Raw genomic sequence first — 16,130 nt, 5'->3', positions numbered from 1 at the left:
GACTTCCTGAATCAGCACAGCTCGCCGAAATCAAGCTGCTGATTGGGTTTGGACCCTAGTCAATCCTCGTCGATGATCCCGGGCAACTTGGGATCGAACCACCAGGAGGGACCCTCCTGGAAGTCGGCCGAGGCCGAAACCAGCAGCCCGTCCGGCGCCGCCGCCACATACGGGTTCACCAGCGGCAGTGGCCGGCGGCCATGCCGGCGGACTTCAATCCCCTCGATCTGCCCGCGCGCCTTCAGGATGGCGGCAAGCCATTCCAGATCCTCCAGCATCTGCACGATGCCGCGACCGGCGAGGCAGTAGTAGAGGCACCGCTGGAAATCGTCGCACCGGTTCGACAGCACTGTCGCAAGCTTGGCCTTGTTCCGCGGACCGCCAACCTCAAGCACCGCTTCCAGCGCCTCAAGCAACTCGCAGGTCGAATAGTAGGCGTCGTTGGTCTCGACGCCGATCGCGGCATTGGCGATCATGCGCCGGGTCGGCGTGCTCTCGGGATCGAGGGCTGCATCGCGCAACGTTACATCAAGGTCGAAGTGGCCAACGGCAATTGACTGATCCATGGTATGCTCCTGTAAGGGCGTGAACGCAACGTGAACATCGCGGAGGCGTCAAGGCATTCATCATGTGGCTGGTGACCAGGGACACGAACGGTTTGGGGAAGCGCTTCGCGCTGCCGCGCGCCCTGCGCGGTGCGCTCGTCCGCTGGTATACCGGCAGCGGCTCGCAGGACGATCACGCCGCCTCGGTGTCGATGGTCGTGACGGCACGCGAGAACCACAAGTGGATCGCCTGCGATTGCCTGGGCGACGAGGCCCGTCCGCCGCTGATGAGCCCGGCCTATCTCTCCTTCCAGGAAACTTACTATCTGCGCCGACTGCCGAGCCGGCCGGCGCACAAGCGGGCCTGCCCGTTCTACCTGCCGCCGGCACCCGATCGCATCCGCGAACGGGCCGACGACACGCTGTTCGAGATCGAGTTCCCCAAGGGCTTGTTCAACGCACACAAGGAAGCGCCGGAGAAGCTGGCGCAGGCGCCGCTCGACAGCGAGCCGGACGATCGCAGCCGCGGTGTCGACATCCCGCGCCTTGCTCGTCTGCTATGGATGCTGCTGGAGGCCGTGCGCACCAACGTCATCCAGGCGCTGCCGCCGGAAGGCCGACCCGAGTTCTCGATCCGGGATGAGCTGCGCAAAGTCTGGCAGGCCGCACAGCGGTTCGAGATCGCGCCAGGCATCTGCCTTGCCGATCACCTCTACACCAAGGCGACTGACTACGAGAGCCTGAGGGTCCACGCCAGGTTGCGCGAGGCGGCGAAGAAGTGGCCGGTCGGTTATGCGCCGCAGGCGTTCCTGCTGCTTGAGGCGAATGCGATCACCGGCACCGATATCGAGACCGGCCTGGGCACGGTCAGCGTGCGGAACCGCATCCAGCATACCGGGATCATCCGCGCTCAGGTCGAGCCGCCTTTCCTGGTGCTTGCAGTCGTTGGAGAGCACAGCAAGCGGGAAGGGTATCTTCCGCTGCGCGCCTATGCGCAGCCGGTATTCAAGGGCAACCAGTTCATCCCCACCGACCGCGGTGACGATCGCCAGCTGCTCGAACGACTGACCAGGTTCCAGTACCGGATGCGTGCCAAAGGCGTGCAGGTCGCGATCAAAAGGCCGTTGTTCGACATCTTCCATCCCTCGGGGAATGTGCGGCCCGATCTGGTGGTCGCCTATCTTGATTGGAGAACCGGCGAGGAGGCAGACTTCGCGGTGCAGGTCCTGCGCGAGACCACCAGCCACTATCTCGAGCGCAAGCTGATCGAAAAGGCGCGGATCACCGAAATTCGACCGGCGCTGACCATCACCCTCGACGACATCTCGACTGACGCGATACTCGACAAGCTGGAGGCGATGGTCGAGGGTGGCGTTGCGAGCTAGAACGACCCGATCAACGAAACCAGAGACGGCAACGTCCTGGGCAAAGGATCTCCGACGATGAACTGGATTTCGCTCGTTCAGACCTCCGCGCTCGTGCTTACTATCCCTGTGATGTTCGCCTTGCTGCTTGCGACACGCAGGTTCTGGCCTTCAGTTTTGTTCGGTATGTCGTCGGTCTCGGTCGTAGCGTACTTCGAGAACCGCGCAGACATGATCCCCCTTTTAATGGCCGGCGCTGTCCTGTGGTGTGCTTTCGAACTCTACCAAAGGCGCAGATACGCAGGCGCGTAATCGTTACAGCCGGGTCAGCAGAGTCAGTCGCTGGGCAGTTTCTCGCCGCGATGGATCAGCTGCGCCTCCCCGCTGATGGGACCACCAGCCACAGCACGTTGGTCGGGTGAGGGACGAGGGGATGCGCTCGGCACAGTGCTTCCTCCATTACCATTGAGATACTTATACCCGGCGTAGCCGACGGCCGCGAGGGCGGCGAGCTTGATCAACATGCGTGTTCCTTTCCCGCCATCAACGAGAGGCGCGGCGAAAGGCTCCGGTCGCGCAGCCCCGGCACAAGGCCGGCAGAGGGGAGGGGGAGGGAGTGTGATGGAACAGGAGATCCATCATGCAGCAATTCGCCAATACCCCGCGTCCCGAAGAATCCATTTGGGGCGGTGTCCAGACTGCCGACGAGGTAATCCCCGGTCTGTGGCTGGTCACCACGCCCAGCCACGGCGGCATCATCCTCTCCGATGAGCGCCAGGCGGCCATGCCGGACGCGCTGCGCCTCGACCACCGAAGCTATGAGGAGGATTGCAACTGGGCGTTGCCGGTGCTCGCCTTCGAGGCCGAGTTCGCCGGCACCGAGCTCGGCAAGCCGGACCGGCTGCAGCACGCCCGGGACACCGTGTGCTGCTGGCACCCGGACCGCTACACCGCCTTCGCCGGCGAGACCGTTGCCGAGAACCAGTCATACGTCCTGACGGAACGGGCCAAGTACCAGCGCGTGATCGGTCAGGTGATCGCCTGCTCCGCCTTCGGCGATTGGGCGCAGTGGGTGCCCGACGGCATGGTCGGCTTCGTCGCGCGCGAGGTCACCGCCGTCGATCATCTGGGGCACGCCTCCTACGGTGCCGACGAGCAATGGATGCTGGCCGATAAGGGCCGCTGGGATGCCACCGAGACGCCGCGCACGGTAGAGCAGCTCGGCGCGACGATCGTAGACAAGCCGGCGAACCCGTCCGCCCGGAAGGTCAGGAATGCGGCATGATCGAGATCATCCTCGGGCTGCCGCATCTGCGGCAAGGCCCGATCCTCGCGCGCGCGCTGGCGCTCGGCGCCCCGCTGCTGGTGTCGGCAAATGCCCTGTCCCGCTGGCGCGGGCAGGGCGATCGCCGGCGCTGGGCGGGATGGAACACCACCGACCTGCAGCGTCTGCCTGCAGGCACCGACCTCACGCTCGATAGCGGCGGCTTCACCAGCCACATGATCTACGGCGGATTCCCCTGGACTGTTGAGTCCTATGTCGAGCTGGCGGCCAGCTTCCCCTTCCGCCAATTTGCCAGCTTCGATTATCCGGTCGAACAAGAGATCGCGGCCGACCGCACCGCGATCGCCGAGCGACTGTCGCGCACCATCGCCGCCAATCGCGAGACACGGCGACGCGCGCGCGAGGCCGGGATCGAGCATCGCTTCATGCCGGTGCTGCAGGGCCGCACCCCTGACGATTACGAGAAGACACCAGACGCATTGAGCTGGTCGATCGAACCCGGGCGCACCATCGGCGTGGGCAGCATGTGCCGGCGCGAGATCCGCAGGCCCGAAGGCCTGATCGCGGTTGTCGAGCGGCTTGATCGCATCCTGCCCAAGGGTGTGGTTCTACATTGCTTCGGGGTGAAAGGCCAAGCCCTGCCGTACCTCAGCGAGTTCAGGGACCGAGTGGCCAGCATCGATAGCCAAGCCTGGGGCATCCAGGCTCGCCGGGAGGCGCATAGACAGCAGATCAGCAAGACCGACGCCCTGGCCGCCACCCACATGGTCAGCTGGTATTGCAAGCCGCGCCGTGCTGCCTGTCTGCGACCTCGGCAGCTGCCGCCGGAGGCCGGCCATCCCTTGGTGCGCCCGATGCTGAACCGATGGGAACAGGCGATCGCCACTGCCCGCGATCAGCTGAACGCGCTGATCGAAGAGGGCGCGCTCGATCATGAAACGGTGGTTGAGCCGTGGATCCAGGCCGACCTCTACCGCGTAGCCGCCTGACCTCGCCTGGCATCATGAAGCTGCTGCGACTGCCGTGCGATCACGCCGAAACGATTCATTCTGATACCCCGCGGTGAGGCGATGCCGTTCGTCGCGGCAGGCTTCGACCTTGGGAATGCCCACCAGACACACGGCTCGATCCCTGATCGCCGGCCCACCGAACAGCCCGGGGAATGACCCCGCTGCACCTGAGTACCCAACCCGAAAGGACTATCCACATGAAGAGCATTCTTGCCCTGATTGCCGCCCTCGTGGCCGCCATCATGACCATCGCCTCCCCCGCCGCCCTCGCCATGGGCCAGACCCAGACCGTGCCGGAGAGCAACCAGCCCGTGCCGGCCGCCGAAGCCCAGCACGCCGCCACCTTCAACAGCTGCGTCAGCCGGCAGTACTCGGCCAAGTCGAACCGCAGCGCCGCCGTGAACAACGCCATGGGCAAGTACCGCGACACCTACACGCTGGTGGAGCGCGCCCGCGTTGCCAAGAACCTGCCCGAGTTCAACCGCCACCTGCGTGACGCGCAGATCCAGGCGGCCGACGTGGGCACGACCTGCACACTGTGACCTGCCCGGCGCCGTGCTGGGCAACCGGTGCGGCGCCACCTTCTGGAGGGCCAGACATGGACAGGATTGTGGGCGTTCTGATGCTCCTGCTGCTGCTCAAGGGCTGCTCGTTTGTGCTGGGCCTTGAGTAATCGTCCTGCGCCCCTTCTCCCTACACGCAGACAGGTAACGCTATGATCGATCCGCAGATTGCCTCCGTAGTAATCGACACCGCCGAGGCGCTGCAAACACAGCTTACGGGCAGTGCTGCGGCGGACCTGCCGATAGTAGCGGCGTCGGCGCTGCTGCTGCGGGCTTGGGGCAAAACCATGCATGCGGCACTTACTGCTTGTGCGGACAACAACTGATTCGATTTAGTACAGCGAAGATCAGGTAACTTTCCGTACTTGGCGGGGTCTCTGCGTGAGCATACACATTCGTTGACTGCAGCGACCCAAGACAAGCGGACGAGGCCTCGATGACCTCGGGACGGTGGGAACCCGAATAAGCTGCGGGTTTGGGGTGGCGTTTGGACTGGGCACTTCCCGGTCACGCCGCCCCACAGTATTCATCCTGTTCTGTCCTGCAGAATGAGCGCTGGCCGGACTGACGGGACCGCCAGCGCTCACCCGCAAGACGAGTTGGATCGTCAAAGTGAGCGCCGACATATCGGGCTTGATCGCCGACGCTCACAGGTGGTTTAAACGGTGTACCTGGGCAGGCGTTCCACCGCTTGTGCTGACGCGACCTGTGGCGTAAGCGGGCCACGCTGCGGCGACGTTGCAGACCCCCAAGGACTCTTGGTCGTCGCAGCACCTTTCCTCCGTTCCGCATCTGCTCAACTGCAAAAAGAAGGTGATGCGGCACGCGCCCTGCATGTACTGTGGTTGAAGCAACAGAAACCAAGAACGGCAGGCGCTGTTTTAGCTCCATGAGCCGTTTCTACACAGATGTATGGACCATAGAGGGCGGCTGTATGGACCATAGAGGGCGGCGCGCGAGACCCCGAAGGTCAGCAGTTCGCCGACCTCGACGCAGCTCGGGAGCATGCAATTGAAAGTGGGCGCCAACTCGTCGCGGAGGGGATAGTGGCTGGACGGGACACTCTAGCAATCGAGTACCAAATCCGAGACGAAGAGGGGAAGCTCCTCGCGGTCGTGCCCGTGCGTGCGGCATTTATGGCGGGCTGATGGCCCCCCAGCTGGGGGAGCATAAAATATGAACTCGGATTTGGGCGGCGCCGGCTGCCCAATGCGGCGCTAAGACCGGGAAGGCCCCACAGCCTCAGCTACCTCGGCCTCCAACGCCCGGTTCTCGCCTGTCAATGCCAAGACTTGCCCACTAGGGACCTCCGCCATGACCTTCACCTCGCGGTATGGCTGATGTCCCTTCGCCCTGTCGCGTGAGGAAACGGACCGGATCGTAAGCCAAAGGATGATCAGGGCCACGGCCAAAACCGAGCCAACCAATCCCAGAGCGCCACCAAGGCTGAGAATTCCACTTGCCATCTGTCCACGCCTATTCCGGTCGGAAGACGGCTCAGCGCTAATGCACTCCCGCCGCGCTCAGCCTGCCTGAGGAGGGTTCGCCTAGGGTCAAAAGACCTGCGGAAACCTTAACATCTGCGACGGCCGGCGTTCAGACCGGTCGCCGAGGAGGTGAAGAGAAGAGGGCCGCGCCCAGGAGACTGCACGCGGCCCTCACCAAGTCTGCCTGACGGGCCGATCTTGGGTTCACAATGAATAGGCTCCGCGTGTTAACAATTAGTCACGGGCTGCACGAATAGACCCAGCGCGGACAAAAGGCTTCTGCACGCCACGCAGGTCACGAAGCTGGGGACGCCGCTGAATACCTTGCCCTCGCCGCATACCGGCCGGGGATCACCGGGACAAATTGCGTGGACGGTCAAGGTCCTTCGGCCAGCATCGCGTCGATCATCGTCCGGTAGATGCCCGCGAAATCGCCTCTGTCGATTTCCCCGGATTTCGCCGCCGCCGCCGTCACCGCTGCCGTGCTGGGGTCGCGGATCGCTTCCATCACGGCGCGCGCTTCGGACCGATAGCTGTGCCATAGCGGCCAACCGCCCATGGTCGCATTCTCTTGGTGGCCGTCGAGCGCACATAAGGCGCGGGCGGCTCATTCTAGCGGGGCCATGGGTCAGCCTTCCCCCAGCGCCGCGTCGATCATGGCGCGCCAGCCGGCGTCCCAGTCCGCGTGTTCGTTGCCGTGGGCGGCATCAAGCATCGTGTCGCTCGGCTCCCGGGTCGCCGCTAGCACCGCCCGCGCCTCCGCCTTCAACGTCTCCTGCACGCTCTTATCCAGCTCGTCGAAATCATCCACACCGCTCCGGTGCTTGGCAAGGGCGCGCGCTGCTGCCTCAATGGGCGTCATGTGGTGTCACTCCTGAGGCAGTCAGCCGCCAACATACCGGCGTGACTTGGCAACATAGTCGGGCTGGTGTGAGACATAAAGAGGGGCTGGACGTCCAGTCGTCAATATCATGCGCGATCTTCGGGTTATGAAACCATTAGATCGCCACGTGTGCCATGGTGCATACCAAGTAGAAGATTAGCTCGACTTCCCACCCTATCACACTCCTCCTCGCCTAGCGTGGATCGAGGCCCGGATCTTGTCGTAGTTCCTGCGGGTTTCCTCTCGCCTGGCGTTTATTCCCGCGGTTGTCTTACGATACCAGCGGAAGCCTAAGATTATCGCTATCGTGATAGGCAGTGTCACCAGCGATGCGCCCAGCAGAAACCCGATCAGCATGTCACTCATCGTTGCTCTCCGTCATCGTCTCTGTCGGTTATCACCGGATCGCGGCTCTTCCATCCATCCAGACCATAGCGCTTCCGGCTGATGAAGCAGTAACACACCAGTTGACGTCAGGCTCCGGCACGACATCCTTGCGGTAAAAGCGTCGAAGGATTCTATGACGGTTGAGAAGGCAGGTCGCGCCTTGGCGCTCCTTCAAAGCGGTGTTCCGCATAAGGAAGTTGACCCTGATCTGATGAAGGCGTTGTGGGCTGAGGTACGCGTCATCGTGGAAGCGCTGCGATATCCGGGCGGGATAGGAAAGTGGCGGCGCTTCGCTTTGCCTCAACCGATCGTTCGGACTGGTCCGAACTCGCATTGCGGCTGTGGGAAGCCGTGGAGAATGCCAGCACGCCCCGTCGACCAGACTGACTTCTTCTCCATGCGTATTCCTACCGAGCTGCTCCGCCATCAATCGGCAAGCCATCGAATATATACCGCCAGGCAGAGCCGGCGCGTTCCCGAGAGGCGCCCCCTCTTCCCCGCTCCAGTCTAGTTTCTCACCCGGACAGGCTGGAGCGGGTAGCTTGCTTGCGATCAGGGCTTTGCGGAGGCGGATCGTGTCGCTTCGATGAGGGTAGTGCAGGCTCCTCCTAATCTAGGCTTCGACGAAAGAAGGCAGCCTTTGTCCGCGCTTCAAGTCATCTACACCGCATCAGCGGACATGCGTAAGAGACGGTAAGTTCCGGCAGGCATTCACTGAAAACCGAAGCGATAACAGCCGGACGGCTGTATCATAATCCGCTAGTGCGGTGGGAGGTCATGTTCCGTCTTACAGCGCGTCTTCCAGAAAATAGGCGAGAAGCAGATCCTAGGGATACCGCTCGACATTTGGAACAGCGACGGCCCTTACGAAATGAACCCGGCCAGCTGGGAAATAGCTACAAAGCGCATCAAAGCCAGTTAGGCCTAATCACTATGAGGGAGGACGAAGATCTCGCCACTGTTTAAGTGTGCGGATCTGAAGCTCGTTCGCTGCCGTATGCTTGATGAAACGGTGCAGCTTAGACTCTAATTCTGCCATATCTTCGGCAGTGTGCGGCAAGCCGTACTCGGGGCAGACCGTCTCGTTGAACAGCTCTGCCCACGTCGTGCGCTGTGTTGGTGAGGGCTCGAAGCCGCAGCGCTTCCGGACCTCTAACCCAACTAACATCGCGGCGGCCTCGGCTAGCTGCGGACCAAAGCGGAAGAACCCGTCAGGTCCAGCGCAGAAGTCAGGAATGCTCATCGGTGCAACCTCACTCCCGTGCAGCGGCGCATTGATCCAGATAGGCTTCATAAACCATTCGTTAGGCAAGGGTGAACGGTTTTCCGTCTTGAACTAAGCCATTGATTATCAAGCGCCTTGTTGTCCGCGTTTGAGAAACCAAACCTTTAAAAGGCTTAGACTCTTGCTTGAATGTCCACAATCCGGAGGAAACCACCATGCGTCCCTACGAACCTGAGACCGAGCTGTTCACGTTCCGCGAACCGTCGCGCGAGGAAGCACTATCGCGCGGCTACCGCATGACGACGATCGTCTTGCTGGTGATTGGTATACCTCTGTGGCTTGCCAGCGCAGGAATCATGCTGCCCGCTGCGGCCGCACTCCTCTTGCGATCCGCTGAAGATCCGACCTCCGGTGCCCTCTACGCTGCGGGCCTGAACATGTGTGCAACATTCCTCACCCTCTATGCTGTAGGTCGGCGCAACGAGACCGTTTTCGCTCGCACCGGTGACACGAACCCAGGAGCCCTCGCAGCCACGCAAGAATAGTCCTGACCACCTCCCGCTATCGCGGGATCGCGCTCTATTCCGCCTCCGGCACCATCTAGCCGCTGCGCGACCTGGCGGCGCCGTCGGCTCCACCGAGCCCCGCGAACGGGTCTCGGCCCTGACGGGTCACGATCGCTGGCAGAACGCCTGCACTGCAATACCGCGAGCGCAGCAGGGCGACGCATCAGCGCGGCCTAATGGTGGGGAAGGAACCCGAACGTCCGGCGATGATCCCACAGCCTCCGCGGCGCGTCCGGCGTCCCCGCGGATTTGTGCAGTGAAAACGGCCGGTGACGGCGGCGGTCGCCATAAGCAGCGTGGTCGCAAGACCCCCATGCCCATGCCGTGGTGCCCTCGCGGAACTCAGGTGTCGTCCTTGACCGGATAGCCCTGGATCCATGACGACCCCTCGCATCAGCGGGAGGTCCGACCGGTCACCCGGATCGGGTGCTTTCGGCGATGCCGCAGGTGTCCCTGTAGCCATCACGAGCGATGGTGTGGTCCTTGGCCATGCGTGTCCGGCTCGGATTGCCCTTGTCCATTTCTCTGGCGCCTCTCGGTGACCCGGCGAGGTGCATCCGCCTCGATGTGCCCCCAGCCCACCCTCCGAACCGGGCCAACACCCGATAACGGACCGTGTGGTCCGCCCGATGGGCGGCCTGCCCGCACCACTCCGCCATCGGATGTTCCCCTCCGCGCGAGCGCGTCGGTGTCCCGGCCCACCGGGCGGGCTCAAACAGGGGCACGGCGGACGCCCCGCCGGATCACGGAGGCTTGGAAATGAACAACGTCAATCTCGTCGGCCGCCTGGCCAAGGACCCCATCGCTCGCGACGGCCGGGACACCCGCATCACCGAAATCACCCTGGTGACCGATCGCCCCCGCAACTACGTCGAAGGACAGCCGGCGTTTGAGGGTCGGCCGTAGGATGAAGACTATCAGGTGATGCTGAGCGACGAAGAAAAGCGCGCCAACGAGGATCGCTAACCCGCTCATTGGGGTCAAACCGCCACAACTCGGCAGCTAATCAGCTGCCGAGATAATTCAGTGTGGCGAACAGGTGCCGAGCGAGTACGATCAACCTAGATCAATGAGAGAACCGTCGGGGGCGACAGCATAGTGGCGCGAGCATTGCGGACGACCAGTGACGAGGCGCTGGCATTTCTTGAACGTCACCGATTGCCCCCAACCCCTCAGAACTACACCCTCGCCTACATCGCGGTCGATGAACCCACCTCCCGGATCGGACTTGCCGTCAAAGCTATTGCTGAAGACGGCGTACGGATGCGGCAAGAAGAGGCGGACGAGATCGTCGCACTCTATGCCGGCGACAGCATTCGGCACTCAGGGTCGAACGGCGATGGCGAACGAAGGCGTCTGGAGGCTCAGGCGGAGCGCCTTGGGGCGCTGACGGCAACAGCTGCCGCCCAGTCGCAAGAGTTCGTGGCCGACCTAGACAGCGAAGCCCAGCAGCTCGACAGCCAGGCAGCGCGGACCGTGCAGATCGTCGCCCGCATGATTGAGCGGTCAAAGCAGGCAGAGGACAATTTCCGCAGTGCGCTGCGCGAGATCGAGGCACTGCGCCAGGAACTCGCAACCGCCCGCGGCGATGCTGAACGCGATGCGCTGACGGGTCTTCCAAACCGCCGGCGTGTTGAGCGGCAGCTGGAGGAGCTCGCCAGCGCCGGGCGCAAGCGAACCGTCGGGCTCTGCGACATCGACAGCTTCAAGCGGGTCAACGACCGCTTCGGCCATACGGTCGGGGACCGCGTGCTGAAGATGGTCGCCAGCTCCCTTGCCACCAGCTGCGCGCCGCACCTGGTGGGGCGCTGGGGTGGCGAAGAGTTCATCGTGGTCATGGACGGTGGCGACGCGGCCGCTTGTACGGCGCTGCTGGATCAGGCCCGCGCTGATCTTGCCTCCCGACGCTTCAAGCTCCGCGAGACGGACGAGCCGCTTGGGGTCATCAGCTTCTCAGCCGGCGTCGCAGAAGCTGACGGTGATGCAAGCAATACACCCGGCGCCCTGCACCGGGCCGATGCCGCGATGTACGCCGCCAAGCAGGCAGGTCGAAACCAGGTCATACTCGGCTGAGGCGTTGGCCGCTGCGCCCATACAGCCACCGGATGTTCTCTTAAGCCGGACTCTGCGCCGTTGAATGTTCACTCAGCGCCGGACTCTGCGGCCCGGATTTGTTCGCTTAAAACCGGACTCGGCGGCGCCAACGGATCGTAGAACCTGACACAGAGATCTGGACTCGCGTGACATCAGGAATCGAACTCTGTGACACGCAGCTGGACCGTCCAAAATTGGGTGTCATTTTGACGGCGGCCGGATCCAAGCCGCGCGTTAATGCTGCCATGGCAGTACAGTGCCGGTTTGCACCATCGCAGCTGAAAGGTCACGGCCATCGACGAGGCGGCAGGACGCTACCTCGCGGTGGTGGTTCTGGCCGAAGCTGCGGCACTGGATGGTAGGATAGCGCACCCGAATATGACCGGTGCGCATTGTGCCGCGCGGTCCGCCAAGCAAGTTGACCAGTGCATCTCGAGCCTGCTCGCCACTTGCCCGGGGGCAGGGGTGACCGGGCCTGCAGGTGCCATCCATCTCGCGGGCTGCGATATCCTTCAGGCGAATACGCGGACCCTCTTCGCACCACAGCGGACCATCTCCGTCAAACACTCTGACAGGGGTACAGGAAAAGACGGCGCCGGCAGCGGCGGCAAGGAGGAACGACATCGTTGAACTGTCCAGATCGAGAGCAAAACAGAGGCATTGTTCGTGCCATGTTCCCAGCAGCTACAGCAAGCCGATTGTACCTTCCGGCACCGTGCAATCGACAGAATATTCTGCAGCGCGCCTGCGGCGCGCTGCGCAGATGAAGACGCGGATCGAGTGGGTTGTGGGTTGGTTGCTAGGCTGTCCAACGAGTTTAGACGGCGGTCTTGTGGCGGGGTAGGGAAGATCGGGCCGCGGACCTGCATTTGCTCGGCCGAAAAGGGCCGCTGCAGGTCCGGCTTCACCGCCCGCGTCGGCGTTGCTGACACGCCTGCGCGGCCCACGCTCTCGCCCGGTTCGGCCGCGGCGATCCGATCCAAGTCGCTTCACCGGGCGGGGCAGTGGAGGCGCTTGGCCCCTTCCCGATCGCGGCGCTGCGGCTGACACCGACGGCGCTGAGCGCAGCCCGCAAGTTCGGCTTCGAGCGCATCAGCGATCTGCTGCCGGTCGCACGCGGACCGCTGGCCCGGCGCCTTGGCCTGCCAGCGATCACCCGGCTCGATCAGGCGCTTGGCTCGGTCGCGGAGCCAATTACTCCGCGCGAGAATATCGAGGTGCCACGGGTCGAGCGCCGGCTGCTGGAGCCGATCGGCACCGCCGAGGCGATCGAGCAGGTCATGGGCGACCTCCTAACGGATCTCGCCGGCGTGCTGCAGGCGAAGGGTCTGGGTGCGCGATCGGTGCAGCTGACCGGCTTGCGGACCGATGGCAGCGAAAAGGTGGTGGCGGTCGGCACTTCCCGGCCAACCCGCGAGGCATCGCACCTGCTCAGGCTGCTGAAGCTCCGGACGGAGCGGATCGACCCAGGCATGGGAGAGCCGGGCGCAGATGTCCATGCTGCCGCGGATGAAGCCGCGCCGGTTCTACGACCTTGTGATCCAAGTGGCGATCGTGCGCCCGGGGCCAATTCAGGGCGACATGGTGCATCCGTACCTGCGCCGGCGCGAAGGGCTGGAGAAGCCGGAATACCCGCGGCCGGAGCTGCGTGCCGTGCTGGAGAAGACGCTCGGTGTCCCGCTGTTCCAGGAACAGGCGATGAAGGTCGCGATCGTCGGTGCCGGGTTCACGCCGGCAGAGGCGGACCAGCTGCGCCGCGCCATGGCGACCTTCAAGTTCACCGGCGGGGTCAGTCACTTCAGCGAGAAGCTGGTGAACGGCATGGTCGAACGCGGCTATCCGCGTGAGTTTGCCGAGCGCACCTTCCGCCAGCTCGAAGGCTTTGGATCCTATGGCTTCCCTGAGAGCCACGCCGCCTCCTTTGCCAAGATCTCTTACGCGTCATCATGGATGAAGCACCACCATCCCGACGTGTTCTGCGCCGCGCTGATGAACGCGCAGCCGATGGGGTTCTACCCTACAGCTCTCCCTCCGCGCCCATCCTCTGACTTTCGTGCGGAACGAGCTGACGAGGCGCGGCGTGACCAGATGCGCAGATCTCGCCACCATCCGAGACGGACGCCATGTTGAGGTCGCCGGCATTGTCCTGGTCCGGCAAAAGCCAGGTTCTGCGAAGGGCGTCCTGTTCATCACGATTGAGGACGAGACCGGCATTGCCAACGGCATACTGTGGCCTGATCGCTTCGAGGCCCAGCGACGCACGATCATGTCCGCCTCGATGGTCGGCCTAAAAGAGCGGGTGCAGAAGGAAGGCGAGATCATCCATGTGATCTGCGACCGGATCATCGACCATGGCGATCTGCTGCACCGGGTCGGCAATATGTCGTTCCCGCACAAGACTGGCCGGGGAGATGCAGCGCAGCACCCAGGCTCACCTGATTGCGGGGACAAGGGCTGGAGCCCGGAGCCGCGGAACTGTTATTGGCCGCCGCACGCCGACGGAATGGATCCGGAGCAGGTCGTCCGCTTCAAGTCGCATGACTTCCATTAATTCATGTCGCAGCTGCCGAAGCATCAGCGGGTCGTGATCGCGCTCTCAGTGCACATCCTGCGCTGTGGTGTGTCCCGTTGCTCGGACACCCGCGTCGATGTCGCTGAGGTCCGCTTAGCGCTCCGATGCCTGCTACCTCACTGCCCAGAGCGCTGGCCGCTCGTGCTGTACTGGGATGCTGCTTGCCAAGAGAACGACATTGGTCGCGCGCAGGGTGTCACTGCCGCGTTCAACGGGATTGTTCGTCAGCTCCGCCGCGCCGGCTGTTACGAGGAGGTTACGCCGCCATGAGGGCCAAGGGGCTTCAAGCTGCCCTGCGGGTCATTTGGAGGAACTGCGTCGCTTCACGTTGCGCGCTCTGCAAGGCGGGCAGATCAACAGCAGGGTGTTCGGTCCAGATGAAAGACTGAAACTCACGGGTTTCCGCACGATAGCAGAAGGTGCCGCCGATACAGGCCGGCTCACCAATCCAGTACTCCCAGAACAGGTCCTGGCCGTTCAGCTTCCAGCGAACGTTGGTGAGGTAGTTTTCCGCGATCACGGGCAAGTACTCAGCCAAGTTGTGGCGCTGCCCCAGAAGGGTAGCAAATACCTGACCTTTATCGACCGTCACGTTGAAGTGGAGCGGGGTGGACTGCCGGAATCCCGGCGAGAGATCGGTGAACGCCACACACGAAATCTGACAGACGAAGTGCTAACACTTTGCTGATGGCTAGATGAGTGTCATCGGCACTGTCCAGGACACCTCCACCTTGATTGTGGCTCAAGTCCGTCTCCCGACTTTGGAGCGTAACCTTCGAGCGGCTCTTGAGACTGCCGAGATCTCGGGGCGTTGGTGCCGAGATGACTGCCCGCAGTCTGCACACCAGAGCCGCTGAATTTTTTGGCTCCGGACTCTGACGATGCTAGCGCGCGCGAAGGGAAGCCATCGGGGAAGGCTAGGCGCCTTCAAAATCGTTTGCAGAGCCGTAGGTAGTATTCCCAGGAACGGGTGCAAAGGTTGCAACAGCTGTGAACCTCTTCGCGTTTGAGTTTGGCACCAGGCTGGTCCAATTACAGCCTCGAGTGAAAGAAAAACCTGATTGCGATCATCTGCGCATGATGGATGGACGATCCATTTACACCGTGGCTTCCATCAGATCGTTGATGGGCCGATCCGTGTAGGAGAAAGTATCATGATCAGCCTCATCAAGCTTCTGCTTGCCGCCTATTTTCGCAAAGCCAGTGCGCATGGTCAGCCAATGTTGCGACCGTACTGATCTAAGGCAGACATATGCATAAGCAAACGGCCGTCCCGATTGGGCGGCCGTTTTCGTTTGGCGACACACTTGCGCGCCAGGAGCTTGACACCTGATCGGGTTTCGATGTTTGCTTAGAATCGACTGACTGACTGACAGGCTTCTCTGTGATCCTCGCAATCTTTGCTCCCACCGCTGAATGGCTACTGTGAGAGTGTCGGATCCGACGGCGTAAAGTCGACAAAACTGACTAAGTTCATGTGCGTCAGAGGTTGATTTCAATCGCTGCTGAAACGACATGCACCTTTCGACACTCACATCGACAAGTCGGAACAGTAGGGAACTGCATGAACACCGTTGATAATGATCAGGCCGAGACGCTGATCGCACTTACCTCAGACATCGTTGCTGCGCATGTCACGAACAACAGGGTCGAGGTCGCAGATCTGCCGACCCTCATCCAGAACGTGTTTGGAGCTCTTCAGGGTTTGGGCGCAAGCGAGCCAGTCGAAGAACGACCGGAGCCGGCCGTTTCCGTCCGCGCATCGATTAAGCCTGACTATCTCGTGTGCCTGGAAGACGGCAAGAAGATGAAGATGCTCAAGCGTTACCTGATGACGCAGTATGGCATGACGCCCGACCAGTACCGTCAGCGCTGGAACCTGCCGTCTGACTACCCGATGGTCGCTCCTGAATATGCCGAAAAGCGCCGTGCGCTGGCAAAGGACATCGGCTTGGGCCGCAAGCCCGGCGAACGGCCTGGTCAGAAGTCAGCTCAGAAGCCGGGCCGGAAGCCGAAGGCAGCTGCCGCCGAGAAGGTGGCTGAGCCGGCCTGAGTGCCGATCTCAAGCGGATAGAGCTTCAGCGCGCAGTCTCGCTGGCGCGAACAGAAAACCCGGCCATCGCTGGCCGGGTTTTTGAGGTTAGGGAGA

General features: G+C 62.5%; 18 protein-coding genes and 1 pseudogene. 11 read left to right on the top strand and 8 right to left on the bottom strand.

Annotated features, from left to right (window positions below; genetic code table 11):
- Window positions 1-59 precede the first annotated feature (59 nt).
- Window positions 60-476 (bottom strand): hypothetical protein, encoded by a 417-nt coding sequence (locus D5S08_RS15910; RefSeq protein ID WP_338323008.1) that lies wholly within the window; start codon window positions 474-476, stop codon window positions 60-62.
- Between the two features lie 152 nt (window positions 477-628).
- On the opposite strand from D5S08_RS15910, the gene D5S08_RS15905 reads away from it, so the two are divergent.
- Window positions 629-1,930, top strand: a complete 1,302-nt coding sequence (locus D5S08_RS15905; protein WP_121120177.1) for a hypothetical protein — start codon at window positions 629-631, stop codon at window positions 1,928-1,930.
- 314 nt (window positions 1,931-2,244) lie between these two features.
- Here the strand turns inward: D5S08_RS15905 and D5S08_RS16600 are convergent, their stop codons facing one another.
- Entirely contained in the window at window positions 2,245-2,433 is a 189-nt protein-coding gene (locus D5S08_RS16600; protein WP_126665626.1) for a hypothetical protein, read from the bottom strand.
- Between the two features lie 116 nt (window positions 2,434-2,549).
- On the opposite strand from D5S08_RS16600, the gene D5S08_RS15895 reads away from it, so the two are divergent.
- From D5S08_RS15895 to D5S08_RS17560, 5 genes are all read left to right on the top strand, one after another.
- On the top strand, window positions 2,550-3,194 hold the full coding sequence (locus tag D5S08_RS15895; RefSeq protein WP_121120175.1) for a DUF7007 domain-containing protein: 645 nt from the start codon (window positions 2,550-2,552) through the stop codon (window positions 3,192-3,194).
- Window positions 3,191-4,183: a deazapurine DNA modification protein DpdA family protein gene (locus D5S08_RS15890; protein ID WP_121120174.1), complete on the top strand. Its 993-nt coding sequence runs from the start codon at window positions 3,191-3,193 to the stop codon at window positions 4,181-4,183. The genes D5S08_RS15895 and D5S08_RS15890 overlap by 4 nt, the downstream gene beginning before the upstream one ends.
- A gap of 218 nt (window positions 4,184-4,401) precedes the next feature.
- Window positions 4,402-4,746, top strand: a complete 345-nt coding sequence (locus tag D5S08_RS15885) for a hypothetical protein (protein ID WP_121120173.1) — start codon at window positions 4,402-4,404, stop codon at window positions 4,744-4,746.
- Between the two features lie 173 nt (window positions 4,747-4,919).
- The gene (locus D5S08_RS16815; RefSeq protein ID WP_155522994.1) at window positions 4,920-5,093 is read left to right on the top strand and encodes a hypothetical protein; all 174 of its coding nucleotides are present in this window, start codon (window positions 4,920-4,922) and stop codon (window positions 5,091-5,093) included.
- 615 nt (window positions 5,094-5,708) lie between these two features.
- Entirely contained in the window at window positions 5,709-5,915 is a 207-nt protein-coding gene (locus D5S08_RS17560) for a DUF6894 family protein (RefSeq protein WP_421757479.1), read from the top strand.
- A 715-nt stretch (window positions 5,916-6,630) separates the two neighbouring features.
- Here D5S08_RS17560 and D5S08_RS15875 read toward each other — a convergent pair.
- The 4 genes from D5S08_RS15875 to D5S08_RS15860 all read right to left on the bottom strand — a co-directional run bounded on the left by D5S08_RS15875 (window position 6,631) and on the right by D5S08_RS15860 (window position 8,818).
- Window positions 6,631-6,813, bottom strand: a complete 183-nt coding sequence (locus tag D5S08_RS15875; protein WP_121120171.1) for a hypothetical protein — start codon at window positions 6,811-6,813, stop codon at window positions 6,631-6,633.
- 69 nt (window positions 6,814-6,882) lie between these two features.
- Entirely contained in the window at window positions 6,883-7,116 is a 234-nt protein-coding gene (locus D5S08_RS15870; RefSeq protein ID WP_121120170.1) for a hypothetical protein, read from the bottom strand.
- A gap of 198 nt (window positions 7,117-7,314) precedes the next feature.
- The gene (locus D5S08_RS15865; protein ID WP_121120169.1) at window positions 7,315-7,503 is read right to left on the bottom strand and encodes a hypothetical protein; all 189 of its coding nucleotides are present in this window, start codon (window positions 7,501-7,503) and stop codon (window positions 7,315-7,317) included.
- A 952-nt stretch (window positions 7,504-8,455) separates the two neighbouring features.
- Entirely contained in the window at window positions 8,456-8,818 is a 363-nt protein-coding gene (locus D5S08_RS15860) for a hypothetical protein (protein ID WP_121120168.1), read from the bottom strand.
- A 116-nt stretch (window positions 8,819-8,934) separates the two neighbouring features.
- On the opposite strand from D5S08_RS15860, the gene D5S08_RS15855 reads away from it, so the two are divergent.
- From D5S08_RS15855 to D5S08_RS15845, 3 genes are all read left to right on the top strand, one after another.
- Window positions 8,935-9,294 (top strand): hypothetical protein, encoded by a 360-nt coding sequence (locus D5S08_RS15855; protein WP_126665625.1) that lies wholly within the window; start codon window positions 8,935-8,937, stop codon window positions 9,292-9,294.
- 780 nt (window positions 9,295-10,074) lie between these two features.
- Window positions 10,075-10,221 carry a single stranded DNA-binding domain-containing protein gene (locus D5S08_RS15850; protein WP_175578957.1) on the top strand — a complete coding sequence of 49 codons (147 nt, stop codon included), beginning with the start codon at window positions 10,075-10,077 and terminating at the stop codon, window positions 10,219-10,221.
- Window positions 10,222-10,413: 192 nt separating this feature from the next.
- On the top strand, window positions 10,414-11,388 hold the full coding sequence (locus tag D5S08_RS15845) for a GGDEF domain-containing protein (protein ID WP_126665624.1): 975 nt from the start codon (window positions 10,414-10,416) through the stop codon (window positions 11,386-11,388).
- A 255-nt stretch (window positions 11,389-11,643) separates the two neighbouring features.
- Here D5S08_RS15845 and D5S08_RS17280 read toward each other — a convergent pair whose 3' ends face one another.
- Window positions 11,644-12,033: a thermonuclease family protein gene (locus D5S08_RS17280; RefSeq protein WP_121120165.1), complete on the bottom strand. Its 390-nt coding sequence runs from the start codon at window positions 12,031-12,033 to the stop codon at window positions 11,644-11,646.
- 852 nt (window positions 12,034-12,885) lie between these two features.
- On the opposite strand from D5S08_RS17280, the pseudogene D5S08_RS15830 reads away from it, so the two are divergent.
- Window positions 12,886-13,960: pseudogene (locus D5S08_RS15830) on the top strand (OB-fold nucleic acid binding domain-containing protein); the annotation flags it as partial.
- Between the two features lie 304 nt (window positions 13,961-14,264).
- Here the strand turns inward: D5S08_RS15830 and D5S08_RS15820 are convergent.
- On the bottom strand, window positions 14,265-14,630 hold the full coding sequence (locus tag D5S08_RS15820) for a hypothetical protein (protein WP_121120163.1): 366 nt from the start codon (window positions 14,628-14,630) through the stop codon (window positions 14,265-14,267).
- Window positions 14,631-15,545: 915 nt separating this feature from the next.
- Here D5S08_RS15820 and D5S08_RS15810 point away from each other — a divergent pair.
- Complete coding sequence (locus D5S08_RS15810) at window positions 15,546-16,034, top strand: Ros/MucR family transcriptional regulator (RefSeq protein WP_121120161.1); 489 nt, start codon at window positions 15,546-15,548, stop codon at window positions 16,032-16,034.
- Window positions 16,035-16,130 lie beyond the last annotated feature (96 nt).

It is taken from the genome of Croceibacterium ferulae, from assembly GCF_003660445.1.
GTDB lineage: Bacteria > Pseudomonadota > Alphaproteobacteria > Sphingomonadales > Sphingomonadaceae > Croceibacterium > Croceibacterium ferulae.
This window is presented reverse-complemented; position numbering and strand designations above follow the sequence as displayed.